Consider the following 15,831-nt stretch of genomic DNA (forward strand, 5'->3'; position numbering starts at 1 on the left):
TCGTTCGAGGAAGGTTCTTCGCCGTCCCGAAGCGCGGCTTTTGGACCGCGTCTGGCCCTCCTGAGCTCGAGGCTGGGCATCGTCGCGACTGGCCGACCGGAATATTCCCGGCCTCGCGCGGAACCGGCGTCGGCGGTCTGCCACGTCGAAATTTGCCCTGCCAACAGCGAGAGAGCTGACTGGAACTTGACGGGCCAAGTTGTTATCTGGGCTTGACTCTAGTTCCTGACAAAGAACAGATTTTCTGTTGACCAGCCTATCAAGAGGGCCTGGACGCGGTGGACACCCCCTTGATGAATCGGTGACACCTGCTCTAATCTCCTAAAGCAAGGCGAAGAAATCCTGTGGGCGGGAGGGATGGGCTGTGGCAGAGTCTGCGCTGCACAGGTCGATGAAGGACGTCGTAAGGGCGGAACTCGAGAGGGACGAGTATGCGGTGATTGAGGAGCCGCTCTTCCCTCCGGGGCGGAGACTCTCCTGGTCGAGGTACAGGCCAGACTTGCTCTGCTACAGGAGGAGAGGTGGTGCTGAGGAACTGGTCTTCGTGGAGTGCGAGACGAGGCCCAACATGAAGAGATTCCTGTCCAAGAATTTCATGAGCGTCTCGTTCCAGTCGTACCTGTTCTCAAATAGCACGGTCAGGAGGATCCTGGCGGTGCCTCGGGGAAAGCTGGACTCGGTCGACATGGTCCTCAGGAGCGAATGGGAGGTCTGGGTCCTGGGCCACAAAGGCCCTATCCAGAAGGCGGAGAGGACTCTGGCACGCCAGGCACGGCCAGGAAATGAAATCACCTAGGCTTCCAGCCAACTGGCTGGAGCGCCCTCTTGCCAGGGACCTGCTTGGGGGCCTCTTCGTTCTTGCGCCGCCCTATGTCTTCGAGAAGGCCGACCAGTTCTTCTTTCTGACTCACCAACACTTCCTCTTCTTCACCCTTTCAGGAATCAGGTATGACTTCGACGTGGTGTACCTCGCGGCCGCGGGCTACATCGTCGGGCGATCCTCGAAAGGGTTAGCCAGGTCCTGGGCCGTCTACCTGATGTCCGTAGTCGTCTTTCTCTGGCTGGTCTATTCTGCCTGCTCGCCAAGACTCTGCTACAACACGGGCGTGGACGGCCTCGAGCCGCTCAGGATGGGGTCGATATTCGCGGCCGTCGGGATTGCGTCAGTCTTCTCTGGATGGGCCCTACGGCAAGAGGAGCCGCGTAAGGGGGAGGTGATGTTAGCGGGAGGCGCCGCGTTCTATGCGATAGCGTACCATCCGGTGGTCTTCAGCCTTGCCGGGGCGGGCATACTTCCGCCACTCGACCCAACGGCAGTGTACGCCTTCCTCGCTGGCCTGGGGTGGGTGGTGTCAAAGAGCCTCCCCGAAGAATTCGGCGTGTTTGGCGTGCTCCGGCGGTTCGCGGTCTCGACCGCTGCGATCCTGGTCCTTCTTGCAGTCTCCGAAGGCATAGCCGGGCACTACATCACTCAAGAGCTCTGGTTCCTGGCGAGTGCAGCGCTTGCGAGCGCGGGCGGTGCGTTCGTCGGGGCGGCCCAGTCAAGAGTCTCCGCGAAGTGGGGGAAGAGATTCTATGCGGTTCTGATTCTCTTCGTCCTTCTTGTCACCCTGGTCGTATGGCCGGATGCGGTCGCGGGCCAGGTCCTGACATCGACCGACCCCCTGCGTCCTGCTGCGTACTCGTACGTGACCCCATACTACGTCGGTGGCTTCATGTCGAGCCCCATGGTCAGGCCGACGGCGGTAACACTTGACGTGTCCTTCGCACAGGGAGACGCGAGTTCGATTCCTGGAGGAGGGTTCCTTGCCGCGGGCATCGGCGTCCACGCGGCGGACTGCTGCACCGACGGGATAGACTACGGATACCGATTCGACAGGGTGCTCTATCCGAACGGCAGCCAGTTCCTGACAGGAAGCGCCTGGGAGGTCTGCGACGCCAACGCCGCCTGCGGGGGGCATTCGTGGAAGCAGTTGCTGTACCACTTCTCCTCCCCGCTCGGATCCTTCGAGGCATCGGAGCCCGTCCACCTCATCATTGGTTGGGAGCTAAGGAGGGTCGCGTTCATTTTCGGGGGGAGCCTGAATCAGTCCACGACCGTCGTAGGGTCCTTCCTACTTCCCCGCTCGGCCAACGCGGCCTTCAACGCCGGATGGTTGGGCCCTCCAGACAAGCCTTCCTTCAGAGGGGCGTTCTTCTTTCAGTTCGGGGTCGCCAGCGTCGGGACGCCGACCGGAAGCTGGTCTGTCACACTGTCCTGCCCGGCGATCCCCCACAACGGTAGCTGGACGTGCGTCGACCACGCCCAGACACTGCAAGGAGACCAGTCCTTCTGGAAGGTCCTGTGGAGGTGGGGCGAGCTGTTTCCTAAGGTCGATGTAGCGGGCGACAATGCCACGAAGACGATCATTGTCTCCGGTTCGGAGAACACGGTCGGGAGCTTCGAGCCTCTTTGGTAATCGCCAGGCGGCTCGTGACTCTCAGGTCTGGGAACCGTAGCAACTGATTTATACTTCGCAAGCCCATTAGCAGAACACTCGTCCGGCCAGGAAAAGGTTGGATTCGCAGTCCAGGATGCGCTCGGGAAAGCCTTGGCGCATGATACCTGCCTGCGAGCGGGATGGTGGCGCGTAGAGACGGGGAAACCCGGACTTCACGAAGGCCATGCCGAGGGCAAACCGGGACAGTGGCACTGGAGGAACGCTACGAGGCCGCTGTCGGAGGAAAGCCACATCCCTCCTGAGAGCCGGGCGAGGCAATCCAAATATCAGTACAGTTCAACCCATATCGGGTTGTCGAAGGTTCTGTTCAAGGACAGGGCGGAGGCTGGGAGGAGGCTGGCCGCGGCGCTATCTGAATTCAAAGGGCAGGACGTCGTTGTGCTTGCCATCCCCAGGGGCGGGGTCGCGGTGGGGAGCGAGGTCGCGGGCGTCCTGGGCGCGCCCTTGGACGTGGTCGTGACAAGAAAGATCGAGGCGCCAGGGGAGCCCGAGTATGCGCTTGGGGCCGTCACGCAGGAGGGGGAGGTGATCATGGACAGGCAGGCGGCAGAGTCCTTGGGGGCGACCAAGGAATACCTTGACTCGCAGGTCCGCAAGAAGAAGGCAGAGGTGGAGGAGAGGGTCCGGAAGTTCAGGGGGGACAGGAAGTTTCCTGTGCTCGAGGGGAAGACGGTCATAATCGTCGACGATGGCATAGCGACCGGAAGCTCCGTGGGGGCCGCCGTGATGTCGGTGAAGAAGCGGAGCCCGAAGATGCTGGTGGTCGCTGTGCCGGTCGCGCCGCCGGACGCTGTGGAGACCCTCTCCGAAGATGTGGACAGAGTGGTCTGCCTGGAGAGACCCACGGAGTTCCTGTCGATAGGGGAGTTCTTCGGCAACTTCGACCAGGTCGAGGACGAGGACGTGAAGCGGATCCTGGAAGACGGCTGGGCGAGGCGCGGCTGAGTTCGCAGACCCACGGGCCCAAGCTGGACGTCCGAAGGTTCAGGTCGGACCTGTCGGAGCTGGCCGCGAGGGCATGTCGCGATGACGAGCCCGGGGTGAGGTCGAAAGTCATGGAGCTGAGTGAGATGCTGGTGGGGCTCTACTCGAAGAGGCTGGTCAAGGTCAACCACTCTGCCTTGGAGCTGGTCTGCGCCAGGGCGCTCGTGAAGAAAGGCTACGAGGTCAAGGTCGAGCACAGGCTGGACTCCTCGCACGTCTGTGACGTGATGGGAGAGAGGGGCGACGGCGAACTGATCGTGGAGATCGAGACGGGCTTCATTCCTCCGGAGGCGGCGCTCGAGCCCGCGAGGTACGCCCGAAGCAGGGTCGCGAGCAAGATCGCCAGGTACAGCAGGTTTGCCGGAAAGTTCGCGCTGGGGACGACCCCGTCGTACGTGCTGGACTATCCAGAGTTCTTCATCAGGCCCCCCAGCACAAGGACCGAAGCCGAAGCGCGCACGGTGAAGGAGCTCACGGACTTCGTGTACAGCAGACCGCCAATCTCCATAGAGGAGCTGATCAACTCCAGGCTCCATTCGATCTTCGTGATCGACGTGGACTCTGCGACCACCAGTGAGGTGGACCCCGAGGCATACAGGGACACTGCGTCGGGATTCTTGGGCAGGAATCCCGCGGTCAAGGCTTAAATCGCGAGCCTCTGTCCGGGGAGATTGGGTTCGATTTCTGAGAAATCGGCAGGTTGAAGGGAGGCGCCCAGGGAGGTTGTCCTTCTGATGTCCGAGCCCGCGTCCGGCAGGGCCGCTCTTGCAGAGGTCCTCTTCAGGATCGGGGCATTGAGGTTCGGGAAGTTCACGCTCGCCAGCGGGAAGTCCAGCTCATACTACCTCGACCTGAGGGTCGTGCCCAGCTCCCCCGAAGCGTACTGGTTGGCGGTCGAGGCCTACATGGCGATGGCGAAGGAGATTGGCGTCGAGAGCTTCGATGCCGTAGCGGGCGTCGCGACGGCGGGGGTAACTATCTCGTCGCCGCTGGCCTACCTTCTCAAGAAGCCGATGCTCTACGTGAGGAAGGAGGAAAAGGGACACGGCCTGGGCCGTCAGGTAGAGGGCGCGGTCAAGCCAGGATGGAAGACCGTAGTCGTGGACGACCTCGTGACGACAGGCGGGAGCGTAGTCACGGCAGTGGAGGCGCTCAGAGGGTCCGGGTGCGTGGTCAAGGAGGCGGCGGTGTTGGTGGACAGGCTCGAGGGAGGGAAGGAGAACCTCAGGGCGGTCGGGGTCAGGCTCAGCGCTTTCGCGGACATCAAGGAGCTCGTGGGGACCCTCTATCAGGGAAAGAAGGTGACGAAGGGCGACTATGAGGCCGTCCTCAAGCAGATGGGGGCCGGGAAGGCTTGAGCGTCGATGCAATCAGGGTGCAAATGGGGAGTTTGCGCCTCGAGAATCCCACCGTGCTTGCTTCAGGGGTCCACGGGAGCTCGTTGGCCAAAGTCCTCGAGGCCCTCAAGTACGGCGCGGGCGGAGCGGTCACAAAGTCGGTCGGGCCGTCACCGAGGGAAGGGTACGCTGAGCCCACCCTGGTCGACGTGGAGGGCGGGATGGTCAACGCGGCCGGCCTTCCGAATCCTGGAGCCGCGAAGTTCTCCGAGGAACTGGTCACGGTGAAGGGCAAGGGCCTCCCCATCTTGGTCTCGGTCTTCGGTGGGGACGAGAAGCAGTTCGCTGGAGTCGTCAAGGTGCTCGACGCAAACGATTTCCTCGGGTATGAGCTAAACCTCAGCTGCCCCCACGTCGAGGGCGTCGGGACAGAGGTCGGGCACGACCCTGAGCTCGTGTCCAAGGTCGTGAAGGCAGTCAAGAAGAGCACGGCAAAGCCCGTCTTCGCGAAGCTCTCTCCAAACACTGACAGGCTGGTCGAAATCGGCGGCGCAGCAGTGGACGCAGGAGTGGACGGTCTCACTGCTATCAACACCATTAGGGCGATGGAGGTCGATATCGAGTCGGGCAGGCCTGCGCTCTCCAACGTCTACGGGGGCCTCTCCGGGCCAGCCGTGAGGCCTGTCGCCCTGAGGTGCGTCTACGAACTTAGGGAGAAGTTCGAGGTCCCGATCATGGGATGTGGTGGAGTCTCGACCTGGGAGGACGCGGTCAAGTTCTTCCTGGCTGGAGCGGACGCAGTGCAGCTGGGGACGAGCACTGTCAGGAAGTTCGCAATCTTCAACGACGTCAACGTGGGGGTACTCTCCTACCTTGAGAGGAAGGGGCTCCAGGGCCTGGACCAGGTCGTGGGAGCCGCGCACAGAAGTGGGGGACTCGCGGCATGAAGGGGTTCAGGGAGAGGATGCTCGACTCGGCGAATGAGAGGAAGAGCAGGGTGGTCCTGGCCCTCGACATCTCGGGGCCCTACGAAGAGAGGGTCTCGAAGGCGATGGAGGTCTTCAGAGCGACGAAAGAGGAAGTTGCAGCCGTCAAGCTCAACCATCATCTGCTTCTGCCCTTCGGGCTTGAGGGAATCAGGGGGCTCCTCGGGGACTTCTCGGACGCCGGAGTGCCGGTGATAGCCGACCTGAAGCTCAACGACATCGAGTCGACGAACCTGAACGCAGCCGAATCTCTGCGGCACTACGGGGTCGACGCCGTGATAGCGAACCCGTTCGTTGGAAGGGAGGAGGGACTCGGAAAGGTCGTGGAGAGGATGCATGATTTGGGGGGTGGCCTGATCCTCCTGGTGTACATGAGCCACAGAGGAGCCTCGGAGGGATATTCTCTTCGGGTCGAGGGCGGAGAGCCACTGTACCGGGTCTTCGCGGAGAGGGCGCGAGACTGGGGCGCCGACGGGGTTGTCGTCTCTGCCAAGGAGGGAAAAAAGCTGGCGGAAGCGAGGGAGATCTTGGGCAAGGTTCCTCTGATCTTCAGCCCTGGGGTAGGCGCACAGGGAGGGGACGCGAGGGAGGCACTGAAGGGCGGGGCTGACTTCGTCATCGTTGGAAGGACGATCGCAGAATCGAAGGAGCCCCTCAAAGCCCTCCGCGGGCTCGACGCTGCCGGCCTTGACTGAGTGAGCCTCGTTGGAACACTGGGTGGAGGTCAACCTGCACGGGCCCCTGAGGCATCAGGACAAGATCCTCCTTGGGACCCTCCGCCCGCACGTGGCGCGACTCCGGAAGGCCGGCGACCTGATGACATTTCATTTCTTCCGCGAGCCGGAGATCCGATTCAGGGTCCGACTCAGGACCAAGAGGGCGAAGGCCAGGGAAGTAGGGGTCCTCGGGGCCATGGCCCGGGAGCTCGTCTCGAGAGGCCTGCTCCGGACTTGGAACTTTGGGAACCATGGTCTGGAAGGCGAGGCCTATGCGGGAGAGGAGGAGGACAGATACGGAAAGAACGGTTGGAAGGTCGCACAGCAATACTTCGAGCGAGGGTCGGAAGTGGCTCTTGACCTCCTAGCGCTGAGGGCCAGGGGCAGCCTGGAGAGCCCGCTCTGGGCCGAGGGGGTCGGGAACCCGTGGGAGGGCGGAAGGAAGAACCCGTGGCGCGAGAGGGTCGAGGACCCGCTGGCGTTTCACTGGAGCAGGTACGTCCACCTCTTCTCCAACCAGCTGGGTTTCGATATCGACGGTGAAGTGGAACTCTGCCGCAGGCAGGCGAGGAACTACGGCAAGGTCTCGAGGATGGGGATGAAGTGGTAGTCAGGGCTGCGTGGCTCGGCGCTTACTTCCGTAGAAAGACCAGATCCTCTTCTGCTGGACTCGGACGTAGTCGCGCTCGGCCGCTGTGAGCCTCGGGTCGCTGCTCTTCCGCCTGTCCCTGACCAGTCCGCGAGGAAGGTCGTCGTCGCAGAAGAAGCCGCCCCCGGGAAACCCCGTGTCCTTCCTGACGATGATTGCCGCGAATCCCGGGGCTCTCTTCTTGATCTCTGCCCTGTCGACCGTCCCTATCATTCTAGAGAGGGCCCTGCCCCTTGAGAGATTGTGTCGCTTCATCAGGTCCCCGTATGTGACCGTCCTGCCCGACCTGGCTGCCGGGAGGAGGAAGGAGCGGACCTCGCGCGCCTTCTCCGGGGACGGACGGTTCAAAGCTTCATGACTGGACGGTCTCGGGAGCGACGGAGAGCCTTCGGATCAGTTCGTCGATTCTTCGAGAGAGTTCGTCCCTGACACTCCTCAGCTCGTCGTCACTCTTCCCGGTCGACCCTGGAAGAGGCCAGTCTTCGCCCTTCTCCTCTGCGCCGATGGGGCAGCGGTCAAGGCATCCGAAGGTGACTACCCTTGTCGCGTCACGCACCAGCTCCGGGGTGACGACCTGCGGCTTTCTTTCAACGTAGTTGATTCCGACTTCCCTCAGGAGCCAGAAGACGACAGGGTTCACCTCTTGTGCGGGGTTGACCCCGGCGCTCTCGGCCCTCCAGCCAGAGGGTGCCTTGGAGTTGAAGAGCTCCTGTGAGAGGACGCTTCTGAACGTGTTCTCGACGCACACGAAGAGGACCTTGCGCATCGAATGGTACACGAGGATGCCGATAGAAAAGGATGAAGAGTTCAGGGGAGGTTTATACCACGGACTCCGGCCGGATGTGCGTCCGCATGCTCGAGAAGCTAACGGGGAGCGCAGGCGCAAGCATTCTGGCCCAAATCGGCTGGGTCGTGTTTCTGGTGGGGACAACCCTCTTGGCCGCAGCGACGGGAGACCTGGACCAGTACACTGCCTCAAGCCTGGTCGTCGCGATCGTGTTCGTGGTCACGGCCTGGTTCTCTTTCAAAGGGAAGCCTTGGGCATTCCTGGCGAGCGCCGTCCTTGGGATTCTGTTCCTGGTGGCCACGGGATACACGTTCAGCTCCGGCGTGACCGAGAGGTCGCTGATCGTCTGGGCGGCGAGCCTGGGTTCAACACTCCTCGTTCTGATGACAATAGGGGGAGTCCTGGCCTACGCGGAGAGCAAGAAGGGCGCCTAAGATTCTAGGTTCTTCGCTACTCTGAACTGGTCGCCCACGATCGAGCGCATGTTGAGAAGCCCGAGAGGCTTCCCCTTGTCGGTGACGAAGAGCGTCCGTATCTTGTACTTTGCCATCATCTTGACGGCCTCTGAGAGAGGCGTGTCGGCATCTACCGATATCATCGGAGAGGTCATGATCTTCCGGACCGGGATGCTCGAGGAGAGCAGGTCGTCCGCCGCTATGCGGTTGAGGATGTCCCGCTCGGTCAGAATTCCTTTGGGCTCTCCCTTGATGTTGACTAGGATGTTGCCGGCGCCTCGGTCTCTCATCTCCTGGGCGGCCTTGAGGACGGACTCGTTGGCGTCTATGGAGAGCGGGTCGGTCTTCACGAAGTTCCTCACCGTCGAGACCTTGGGCTCGGAGGCTTCAAGCCAGAACGTCAGTGAGTAGTGGCAGTTGGGGCACTCGTCCGGGGTGATCTCCCCTTCGAAGATGTGCCCGCACCGATAGCACTCCCACTTCAAGCGAACAGAAATGACCGTCTGTGGTATATTAAGAAGACGCGGGAGTTTGGGCCTTACGGAGTCGTCTGCTCTTTGGGCGTGGTGGCGATGAGAATCCTCGCCTTCTGCTGGCAGAGCGCGGCGTTGTCTGCGTAGAATTTCCACGGCGTGTAGTTCTCAGTGACCTTCGCGAGGAGGAGGTAGATCTCGGCGGCCTGCAGGTAGTTTGAGATGGCGGGCCCGTTGCTGCCGGACTTCTCGGCGGTCGCTGCGTCGGTCATCAGCTGTGCGGCGTACCAGCGGAGCTTCTCTGACCGGGTCATCGGGGCCTTTGGGGCTGCTTGCATGCCTCCGTCTGGAAGCCTGAGGCCAAAGAAGGATTGGTCGAAATTTGTAGACGAAATCGACAAAAGGGCACGAGGCCCGCTCAGGTCTGGGAGCTCGACAGGACCCTGATTGAGCCGCTCGCGAGGCTCCCTGAAGCCTTGTACCCGTTCGAGAGGCTGATCGAGAAGGTGTCTGAGGTCGCGGGGCCCTTGTTGCCCACGACCTGGATGGTGAACGTGACGGAAGTTGTTGTCTTTCCGTTGCTCACTGTCCCTGTCCCGGTGAAGGAGGCTGTGTTGCCGCTGATGAAGAAGGAGGTAATCGTCCCGCCCTGGACGAGGAGCGAGGAGTCGGAGTCGAGGTACTGGAGCGAGCCCTTGAGCCCCTTGGGCGTGCTGTCGACCCTGAAGTGGAAGCTTCCTTGGCCTCCGGGGAGCGCGATCGCTCCTGAGCCGATGGCCCTCCCAAGGGATGGGGCGAAGAGGCCCGGCCCGGCGGTCTGCTTGACGTAGTCGATTGCGGCGAAGCCGCTGGTGGTGTTTGCGTCTTGGGCGATGACGAAGTTGGCGAAGCCGTAGTTGTCAATCGTGAAGCTAGAATATTCTGCGAGGTTCCTGGAGCCTGAAGGGCAGGCCGTCCCCTCGGTGCAGATCGGCCCACGGTGGACCACGCCGTCGGGGAGGTCCTTGCCTCCGCTGGCCACCACCTGATAGAAGGTGGGCTGCGAGGAGAGAGCGTTCGGTGTGACAGCGTAGAAGGTCTTCCACTGTGCGTTCGCGAAGGCGGTGAAGTTGTCGGGGCTGTTGCTGGAGACGCTCGTCCCGTACCACATCAGAGCGACCCGTCCGTTGTCGCCCGCCTGGAGCCAGGGCTCGAGGGCGGTGGCAGTCTCCGGGCCGTTGTTGACCCTCACCGGGAGGGTCCATGTCTTGCCCCCGTCCGAGGAGCTAATCAGGTAGATGCTGCGCCCGGTGCTCCACGCGACGTAGATGTTGCCGGAAGCGTCCACCGCGACCTGCGGGAAGACGCTCGTCACGGTCATGTTCGTGGGGCCCCGGAAGGCGGGGGTGACAGTGAATGCCGAGGCAGATGCAGCCGATAGGGGCAGTGGGGGCAGGCTGCATGGTGCGGGACACGTTGCCAAGTTGATCTGTCTCGGCGAGGGGCCAGCATAGACGTTGTAGAGGCTTCCGTCCGGACCGGTCGCGACCGGCCCTTGGAAGATGGAGGTATCAGTACCAAGGGTCTTCCCGATGAACGCGCCGTTCGTGAAGGTGAGGCCTCCGTCGGTTGATTGGAGCATCACGAGGTTGGAGGATCCGGTCAGTTCGACGCCGATGTCGTTGTACGTGATGTAATAGTTCGACGCCCCTGAGGCCGCGGTCCACTGCCTGTCGTCGAGCGGGAGGTCAGTGGAGCTGACGAGCCAGTTGGAGCCCCTGTTGACAGAGTCTGCGACAGTAATCGACTCTGGGAAGGGGTTGACTCCGAGCCCGTCCCAGAACAAGGAGGAGAGGTAGACCCTTCCCGTCGAGTTGACTACCAGGCCGTTCCCGGCGTCGAGCAACACGAAGGGAGACCCTAGAGCGATGTCTTCATCTCCTCCTCCCAGGCCGCCGATGGTCTGGTTGTTCAGCAGAGCATTCTGAGCGCCGTCGGGCTGCCCAAGATACTGGAAGGAGTTCCCGCCGTCAGAAGAGCGCCAGAAGTCGGTGCCTCCTGGGGTCCCTTGGATGGCAGCCGCGTATATCGTACCGAATGGGTCGATCTTGATTCCCGGCTCGACGTCCTGAGGGCAGATCACGGTGCAAGCGCCCTGCTGTGCTCCTACGAGCCTGAGGTCTGGAGTAAGGACGAAAGGCGTCCCTGCGGACTTGCCCGCGGTGTCGTCGACATACGTCGCGGACCTAGTGGGGAAGCTGTAGGGCGGAGGGGTGAGCCCGAGGGTCGCGACCCCGCTGTACACTACCCCGGGCGGGACCAGCCAGTTGTCGGCGTAGATTTGGTAGGTACCCGGCTGTGCCCCCGCGAGGGTCACTATCTCGTAGTTTGTCCCTGACCCTAGGAGGTCGGAGCCGACTTGGACCCCGTTGTAGTACACGTAGAGGTCATAGTCGTACTGGGTGCTCGCCCACGTTATCGAAATGTTGAGGAAGTAGTTGGGGTACGCCGTCGCGAAGTCTGAAGGGATGTTGAAGTTCAGGGTGTAGAGGTCGCAGTACCCGACCGTCAGACACCTGTTGGGGTTGAAGGAGGTAGTCAGCCCGATGGTGGGGTTCGCGACTGGCGCGGACCCGGTCCACGTGACGGTGGGAGTAAGGGTCGTTATCGTTCCGGTAGCAGGCGTGGCCGCGTTGACTATAGTGCCCGCGCGGAGTGAGAGTACGAGCAGGAATGCGACCGCGAGCGCAACGGCGGCCTTGCTGTTCAAGCGTCTTCTAGAGCTAGGCCTGCGATAATAAACGGAGCCGTATCATCGCAGTAATCACGGAATAGTCTGGTAACCTGATAACCTCCAGGTTACGGAACAGTGTTCTCTTTGCATAACGAGCGCTACTTCAATTCCGGGTCGAAGCCCTCTTCGTACCTGAGGAAGAGGAAGACGGGCTCCCCCAAGCGGGCTATGATGAGGCCCTTCTCAGTCAGGCTGTAGTTGACCCTGGGGGGCCTGGTGCTGAGGACCCTACGCCGGATCAGCTGTTTCGCCTCGAGCTGCTTGAGCTTCTCCGAGAGGACCCGATGGCTTATCCCCTCCAAGCTCCTCCGGATCTGCTCGAAGCCGAGGAACTTCATCGTGTAGAGCATAACGAGGATCTCCAGTGACCACTTCCCGAAGATGGTTTTTGTGACCTGAAGGTTCAGCTCGGCCTGGTTCGAGATGGCTGGGCCGGCGTCGGGGGAAGGCGCGACCTCGTGCGAGAACTTTGAGACAACGTCGCTGAACTCCCGGAAGCGCCTGCGCATCTTCGCGCGGTCGATGGGAGGATTCGGTGTCAGGCTTACCGCGTCAGGTTCTGTGCCCACGTGAATGGAGCTTGCGAGGCTCGGCAGAGTATATAATCGATTTTGGAGTCATGCGAATCCTAACTCGGTCCCCAGTGTCACCCCGTTCGTGGATACGAATCCCGCCCTGGCCTCTATCACGTAGTTGGCGGGGGAGGTCGGGGTGTAGAGGGGGCAGGTTGGAACCCCTATGCAGGGGGGCGCGTCGGTCTTGATGTAGACGACCCTGCCCTGGGATCCGTTGGCGCTTATCCAGATCATGTCGAGGCTCGCATTTGTGTCGCGCATGTAGAAGGAGTAGTATCCGGGGCTGGGCCATGCGAAGAGCATCGTGGTGTCGTTCGTGATCTTCCGGTTCATCAGCCCAGCTTCTCTCTGAGCTTCGTTCGAAGCGATGTAGGTGAACTGGAAGGTCTTGCCGTTGACAGTGAAGTTGGAGGGTATAGGACCGGCGACCGAGCCCCACGTCTCCACTGCGAGTGCGGCCCCGGAGACCAGGACCGCCAGGGCGAAGACGCCGAGGAATGCTCGCCTCCCGAGTCGCACCATCGGCTTCGGCTTGGCTCGCGCCGGTTTTTTAAGGGAGGGAGTTCGTCACAGCTCGATTAGTTTGGGGGAGGACCGGGCGGACGGCCTCGGGGTTGACGGGGAGGGCTCGGGGCTGGGCGGGAATGACGCGGACGTCATGGCGACCATAGAGGCGGAGGGCCTTTCCGTGTTCACTTTCGACGGGATCAGGAGGATCACCGGGGCGCACCCGGAGACGCTCTCGAGGAGCTTGGAGCGCCTTGAGGAGGACGGGGCCATAGTCAGGTCGGAGGAGGGCTACGCGACGACTGGCAAGGTTCGAGAGTCATTCGGCCCTAGGCCGGTCAGCGAGCTGGGGAGGAGGGTCTCGCTCCTCCACACTTTCCTTCCGAACCCTTCAAGCACGGCAATCGTCGTGTCTGCGCTGAAGGGAAGGTGGTTCGACAGGATCAGGTGGGTCGGGATGTCGGGGGCCGAGGAGGGTGTGGTGATGAAGTGGGTCACGGACGACGGGGGAGCTCTCATAGACGCGAGGTTCACGTCCGGCGAGCTGGAGGTGGAGGCGAGGATCAGGAAGGAGTCTGACATGGAAGGCGCCCTCAGGGGCGCGCACCAGCTCGTGGCCAGGATTTCAAGGCTCTATTCGAGCCCGAGGCCGGGGGCCAGGCCCCTGACGATGCACATAGGGTACTTCAGGCCCTATGCGATGTGACTGAGTAGGCTCCCAACCCGCTCAACAAGTACCGCCTCTCCCATACCGCAGCCGGTGATTTCGAACTATGACAAATCCTGATGGAATGGAGCTGCTGCAGTCTTTTTCCAACGCAGTGGCGAGCTTGGCCGACGCGGTCTCGCGGTCGGTCGTCAGCGTGAACGCGGGGAGGCACAGCGGGACGGGCTTTGTGTGGAGCTCGCACGGCCACATAGTAACTGCCAGCCACGTGCTGGGCCACGCCGAAGGGGCGACGGTGACGCTCGGCGACGGGCGCGAGCTGGAGGCGAAGGTCCTGGGAAGAGACGGGTACACAGACGTCGCCTTGCTGAAGGTGGACGCCAGCGGCCTGGAGCCGGTCCAGGTCGGAAGCGGCAAGGACCTCAAGGTCGGGCAGTTCGTCCTGGCGATGGCCAACGCCTACGGGCGGAAGGCCTCGGCGACCTCCGGGATCGTGACCAGCCAGAGCAGGAGCATGCGCGGATGGTGGGGCGTCGTAATCGAGAACGCGGTCGTCTCGGACGCCAAGCTGAACCCGGGATACTCGGGCGGACCCCTGGTCGACGCCTCGGGCAAGCTCCTGGGCATGAACGTGGCCTACTTCTCAGGAAGAGGGGTCGCGGTCTCGGCGGACTCCCTGAAGGAAGTCCTGGAGAAGCTCTCGAAGGATGGGAGGGTGAAGAAGGGATTCCTCGGAGTCGTCGTGGAGGCGGTCGAGCTTCCCGCTGAGCTCGCCAAGAGCACGGATGTGGGCCAGGAGCAGGGCCTCCTGGTCAGGTCTGTGGACCAGAAGTCTGCCGCGAGGGCGGCGGGCGTGGTCCTCGGTGACGTGATCCTCAGGCTCGGGGACACGAAGGCCACGGACGAGTACGAGCTGCACAAGGCCCTCTCAGGCGACATCGTGGGGAGGCCCACGAGCCTGTGGGTCCTCAGGGGCGAGAAGCTGACCGAACTCAAGGTGACGCTAGGGGAGGCGGAGCACTAGGTGTTCCGCCGCCTCTCGAGCTCCATGCCCAGGGAGCCGAACTTCCCGCAGCCTGGCGGACCGAGAGAGCCCCTCCCTCCGCTGCGGCCTCCGAGCTGAGCGGCTCGGGGCTGTGTTGATTAGGCAGCCCCTGGGGCGAAGGAGCATGAGCGAAGTCCGCGCCAAGACGCCGCACGGCGAGATGTCGGTCGACCAGCTCGCCGAGATCCAGCCGGGAATGGCTGCGATCATGAAGGAGGTAGGGGAGAGGTACTCCGCCTGCTACTATGCTGCCAAGGGCGGGAACTGGAAGCTCGCGGCGTATCAGCTAAACATGGTCAGGGTCTCGTTCAGGACGGCCAAGGTCACGAGGCCCAAGTTCACAGAGGACCTCAATGCTTTCGACAGCGAGTACCTCCTGCCGGTCTTCAAGGCGATCCAGTCCCAGGACTGGGCTGAGTTTGAGGCAGCGTTTCAGAAGGGCATGGAGGGCTCCGACGTCTACCACGACAAGAGGGGGTATCAGTACATCAGGTTCGTCCTTCCGGACAAAGCGCCCGCCAACCTATACATGGGGCCGCCAGAGAAGTTCACCAGAGCCAAATCCGCGAAAGAGTGAGTTGGGTCAGGATGAGGACGGGCCTGGCGGTGGGGCTCCTGCTAGTCGTGCTCGCAGCTGCCTTCGTGGTGGAGTTCGGAGCGCAGCCACTGCACAACGGGACGAGCTCCACCACGCCATCGGGGTACAAGGAGACGACCCTCGAGTCTCTCATCGCAGGGAACTTCACGAGCGCCTCGGATAAGCACGGCACCGGAGGAAGCCTGGTAGCGGTCCGCAACCTGCTCGTGCTCTACGTGAGGAACGTCTCGGACGGGGACTGGCACATGGCAGTCTCGGACGGGAAGGTCCCGGTCTTCATCACTGAGATAATCCCCGCCGACCAGCGGTCAGAGGGCAGGCCCGTTCAAGGCATGGTCATCGACGAGTATGGTGTGGCTTTCTGCGACACCCTCCACCAGGGCGAGGCGTGGCACGGGAGCACCTGCTGGGAGATCCATCCCATCAAAGAGTGGCACGAGTCAAACGGAAGCGTTCACGTGACCTCGACCTCGTACCAGAACATGGGGCTCGAAGTGAGGTTCTCGTATGCATCGAACCCGATCGCGAGAGGGTCGACCCAGACGATAACCGTCTCCGTCTCAGACCTCGACGGGTCGGTGGTGGGGGCGCTGGTGCAGGTCGCGGTCGGGTATGCATCGGGCTACACTACGAAGAACTTCGAGTGCACGACAGGAGCGGACGGGAGCTGTTCGGTTTCTTGGCAGATAGGCTCCACGGCGACGCCCGGGACCTTCCAGGTAAACGCCGAGGTCGAGGGTTCAGACTACTCGTCGTCGTTCACAGTGACTTCGTAAGA

At 62.2% G+C, this 15,831-nt stretch carries 20 protein-coding genes; 13 read left to right on the forward strand and 7 right to left on the reverse strand.

Translation table 11 applies throughout. The features are described from left to right. Positions 1 to 364 precede the first annotated feature (364 nt). The 8 genes from HY247_05210 (at position 365) to HY247_05245 (ending at position 7,134) form a co-directional block, all read left to right on the forward strand. On the forward strand, positions 365 to 796 hold the full coding sequence (locus HY247_05210; GenBank protein QQG48156.1) for a hypothetical protein: 432 nt from the start codon (positions 365 to 367) through the stop codon (positions 794 to 796). Next, complete coding sequence (locus HY247_05215; GenBank protein QQG48157.1) at positions 783 to 2,459, forward strand: hypothetical protein; 1,677 nt, start codon at positions 783 to 785, stop codon at positions 2,457 to 2,459. Before HY247_05210 ends, HY247_05215 begins: the two co-directional genes overlap by 14 nt. Positions 2,460 to 2,792: 333 nt before the next feature. Then, positions 2,793 to 3,446: a phosphoribosyltransferase gene (locus tag HY247_05220; protein QQG48158.1), complete on the forward strand. Its 654-nt coding sequence runs from the start codon at positions 2,793 to 2,795 to the stop codon at positions 3,444 to 3,446. A gap of 110 nt (positions 3,447 to 3,556) precedes the next feature. Beyond that, positions 3,557 to 4,132 carry a hypothetical protein gene (locus HY247_05225; GenBank protein QQG48159.1) on the forward strand — a complete coding sequence of 192 codons (576 nt, stop codon included), beginning with the start codon at positions 3,557 to 3,559 and terminating at the stop codon, positions 4,130 to 4,132. 87 nt (positions 4,133 to 4,219) lie between these two features. Next, the gene (locus HY247_05230; protein QQG48160.1) at positions 4,220 to 4,843 is read left to right on the forward strand and encodes an orotate phosphoribosyltransferase; all 624 of its coding nucleotides are present in this window, start codon (positions 4,220 to 4,222) and stop codon (positions 4,841 to 4,843) included. Beyond that, positions 4,840 to 5,769, forward strand: a complete 930-nt coding sequence (locus HY247_05235) for a dihydroorotate dehydrogenase (protein ID QQG48161.1) — start codon at positions 4,840 to 4,842, stop codon at positions 5,767 to 5,769. The genes HY247_05230 and HY247_05235 overlap by 4 nt, the downstream gene beginning before the upstream one ends. Then, positions 5,766 to 6,503: an orotidine 5'-phosphate decarboxylase gene (locus HY247_05240; protein ID QQG48162.1), complete on the forward strand. Its 738-nt coding sequence runs from the start codon at positions 5,766 to 5,768 to the stop codon at positions 6,501 to 6,503. The genes HY247_05235 and HY247_05240 overlap by 4 nt, the downstream gene beginning before the upstream one ends. Before the next feature lie 10 nt (positions 6,504 to 6,513). After that, entirely contained in the window at positions 6,514 to 7,134 is a 621-nt protein-coding gene (locus HY247_05245) for a hypothetical protein (protein ID QQG48163.1), read from the forward strand. Here the strand turns inward: HY247_05245 and HY247_05250 are convergent, their stop codons facing one another. Continuing rightward, a complete protein-coding gene (locus tag HY247_05250; GenBank protein ID QQG48164.1) occupies positions 7,135 to 7,521 on the reverse strand; it encodes a hypothetical protein in 387 nt (128 codons plus the stop codon). Positions 7,522 to 7,525: 4 nt separating this feature from the next. After that, a complete protein-coding gene (locus HY247_05255) occupies positions 7,526 to 7,939 on the reverse strand; it encodes an arsenate reductase ArsC (protein QQG48165.1) in 414 nt (137 codons plus the stop codon). An 86-nt stretch (positions 7,940 to 8,025) separates the two neighbouring features. On the opposite strand from HY247_05255, the gene HY247_05260 reads away from it, so the two are divergent. Further along, positions 8,026 to 8,394 carry a hypothetical protein gene (locus tag HY247_05260; GenBank protein QQG48166.1) on the forward strand — a complete coding sequence of 123 codons (369 nt, stop codon included), beginning with the start codon at positions 8,026 to 8,028 and terminating at the stop codon, positions 8,392 to 8,394. On the opposite strand, the gene HY247_05265 is transcribed toward HY247_05260, so the two are convergent. From HY247_05265 to HY247_05285, 5 genes are all read right to left on the reverse strand, one after another. Continuing rightward, complete coding sequence (locus HY247_05265; protein ID QQG48167.1) at positions 8,391 to 8,900, reverse strand: CBS domain-containing protein; 510 nt, start codon at positions 8,898 to 8,900, stop codon at positions 8,391 to 8,393. The genes HY247_05260 and HY247_05265 overlap by 4 nt on opposite strands. Before the next feature lie 53 nt (positions 8,901 to 8,953). Then, the gene (locus tag HY247_05270) at positions 8,954 to 9,226 is read right to left on the reverse strand and encodes a hypothetical protein (protein QQG48168.1); all 273 of its coding nucleotides are present in this window, start codon (positions 9,224 to 9,226) and stop codon (positions 8,954 to 8,956) included. Positions 9,227 to 9,306: 80 nt separating this feature from the next. Further along, on the reverse strand, positions 9,307 to 11,637 hold the full coding sequence (locus HY247_05275) for a hypothetical protein (GenBank protein QQG48169.1): 2,331 nt from the start codon (positions 11,635 to 11,637) through the stop codon (positions 9,307 to 9,309). A 122-nt stretch (positions 11,638 to 11,759) separates the two neighbouring features. Beyond that, a complete protein-coding gene (locus HY247_05280) occupies positions 11,760 to 12,230 on the reverse strand; it encodes a helix-turn-helix transcriptional regulator (protein ID QQG48170.1) in 471 nt (156 codons plus the stop codon). Between the two features lie 48 nt (positions 12,231 to 12,278). After that, complete coding sequence (locus HY247_05285; GenBank protein ID QQG48171.1) at positions 12,279 to 12,758, reverse strand: DUF192 domain-containing protein; 480 nt, start codon at positions 12,756 to 12,758, stop codon at positions 12,279 to 12,281. Between the two features lie 61 nt (positions 12,759 to 12,819). Here HY247_05285 and HY247_05290 point away from each other — a divergent pair, with 61 nt between their 5' ends. The 4 genes from HY247_05290 to HY247_05305 all read left to right on the forward strand — a co-directional run bounded on the left by HY247_05290 (position 12,820) and on the right by HY247_05305 (position 15,829). Then, positions 12,820 to 13,449: a hypothetical protein gene (locus HY247_05290; protein QQG48172.1), complete on the forward strand. Its 630-nt coding sequence runs from the start codon at positions 12,820 to 12,822 to the stop codon at positions 13,447 to 13,449. A gap of 85 nt (positions 13,450 to 13,534) precedes the next feature. After that, entirely contained in the window at positions 13,535 to 14,434 is a 900-nt protein-coding gene (locus tag HY247_05295) for a trypsin-like peptidase domain-containing protein (GenBank protein QQG48173.1), read from the forward strand. A gap of 145 nt (positions 14,435 to 14,579) precedes the next feature. Continuing rightward, positions 14,580 to 15,032 carry a hypothetical protein gene (locus HY247_05300; GenBank protein QQG48174.1) on the forward strand — a complete coding sequence of 151 codons (453 nt, stop codon included), beginning with the start codon at positions 14,580 to 14,582 and terminating at the stop codon, positions 15,030 to 15,032. After that, the gene (locus HY247_05305) at positions 15,029 to 15,829 is read left to right on the forward strand and encodes a hypothetical protein (GenBank protein ID QQG48175.1); all 801 of its coding nucleotides are present in this window, start codon (positions 15,029 to 15,031) and stop codon (positions 15,827 to 15,829) included. The genes HY247_05300 and HY247_05305 overlap by 4 nt, the downstream gene beginning before the upstream one ends. The last annotated feature ends 2 nt before the right edge of the window (positions 15,830 to 15,831 follow it).

Source organism: archaeon (assembly GCA_016432545.1).
Classification (GTDB): Archaea; Thermoproteota; Nitrososphaeria; order Nitrososphaerales; family Gagatemarchaeaceae; genus UBA183.

What these genes read in the sequence shown, in the direction of transcription:
- HY247_05240 (QQG48162.1), top strand. Translation starts at nt 5,766, where the DNA reads ATGAAGGGGTTCAGGGAGAGGATGCTCGACTCGGCGAATGAGAGGAAG.
- HY247_05255 (QQG48165.1), bottom strand. Translation starts at nt 7,939, where the DNA reads ATGCGCAAGGTCCTCTTCGTGTGCGTCGAGAACACGTTCAGAAGCGTC.
- HY247_05260 (QQG48166.1), top strand. Translation starts at nt 8,026, where the DNA reads ATGCTCGAGAAGCTAACGGGGAGCGCAGGCGCAAGCATTCTGGCCCAA.
- HY247_05215 (QQG48157.1), top strand. Translation starts at nt 783, where the DNA reads ATGAAATCACCTAGGCTTCCAGCCAACTGGCTGGAGCGCCCTCTTGCC.
- HY247_05225 (QQG48159.1), top strand. Translation starts at nt 3,557, where the DNA reads ATGGAGCTGAGTGAGATGCTGGTGGGGCTCTACTCGAAGAGGCTGGTC.
- HY247_05230 (QQG48160.1), top strand. Translation starts at nt 4,220, where the DNA reads ATGTCCGAGCCCGCGTCCGGCAGGGCCGCTCTTGCAGAGGTCCTCTTC.
- HY247_05285 (QQG48171.1), bottom strand. Translation starts at nt 12,758, where the DNA reads ATGGTGCGACTCGGGAGGCGAGCATTCCTCGGCGTCTTCGCCCTGGCG.
- HY247_05295 (QQG48173.1), top strand. Translation starts at nt 13,535, where the DNA reads ATGGAGCTGCTGCAGTCTTTTTCCAACGCAGTGGCGAGCTTGGCCGAC.
- HY247_05270 (QQG48168.1), bottom strand. Translation starts at nt 9,226, where the DNA reads ATGCAAGCAGCCCCAAAGGCCCCGATGACCCGGTCAGAGAAGCTCCGC.
- HY247_05300 (QQG48174.1), top strand. Translation starts at nt 14,580, where the DNA reads ATGAGCGAAGTCCGCGCCAAGACGCCGCACGGCGAGATGTCGGTCGAC.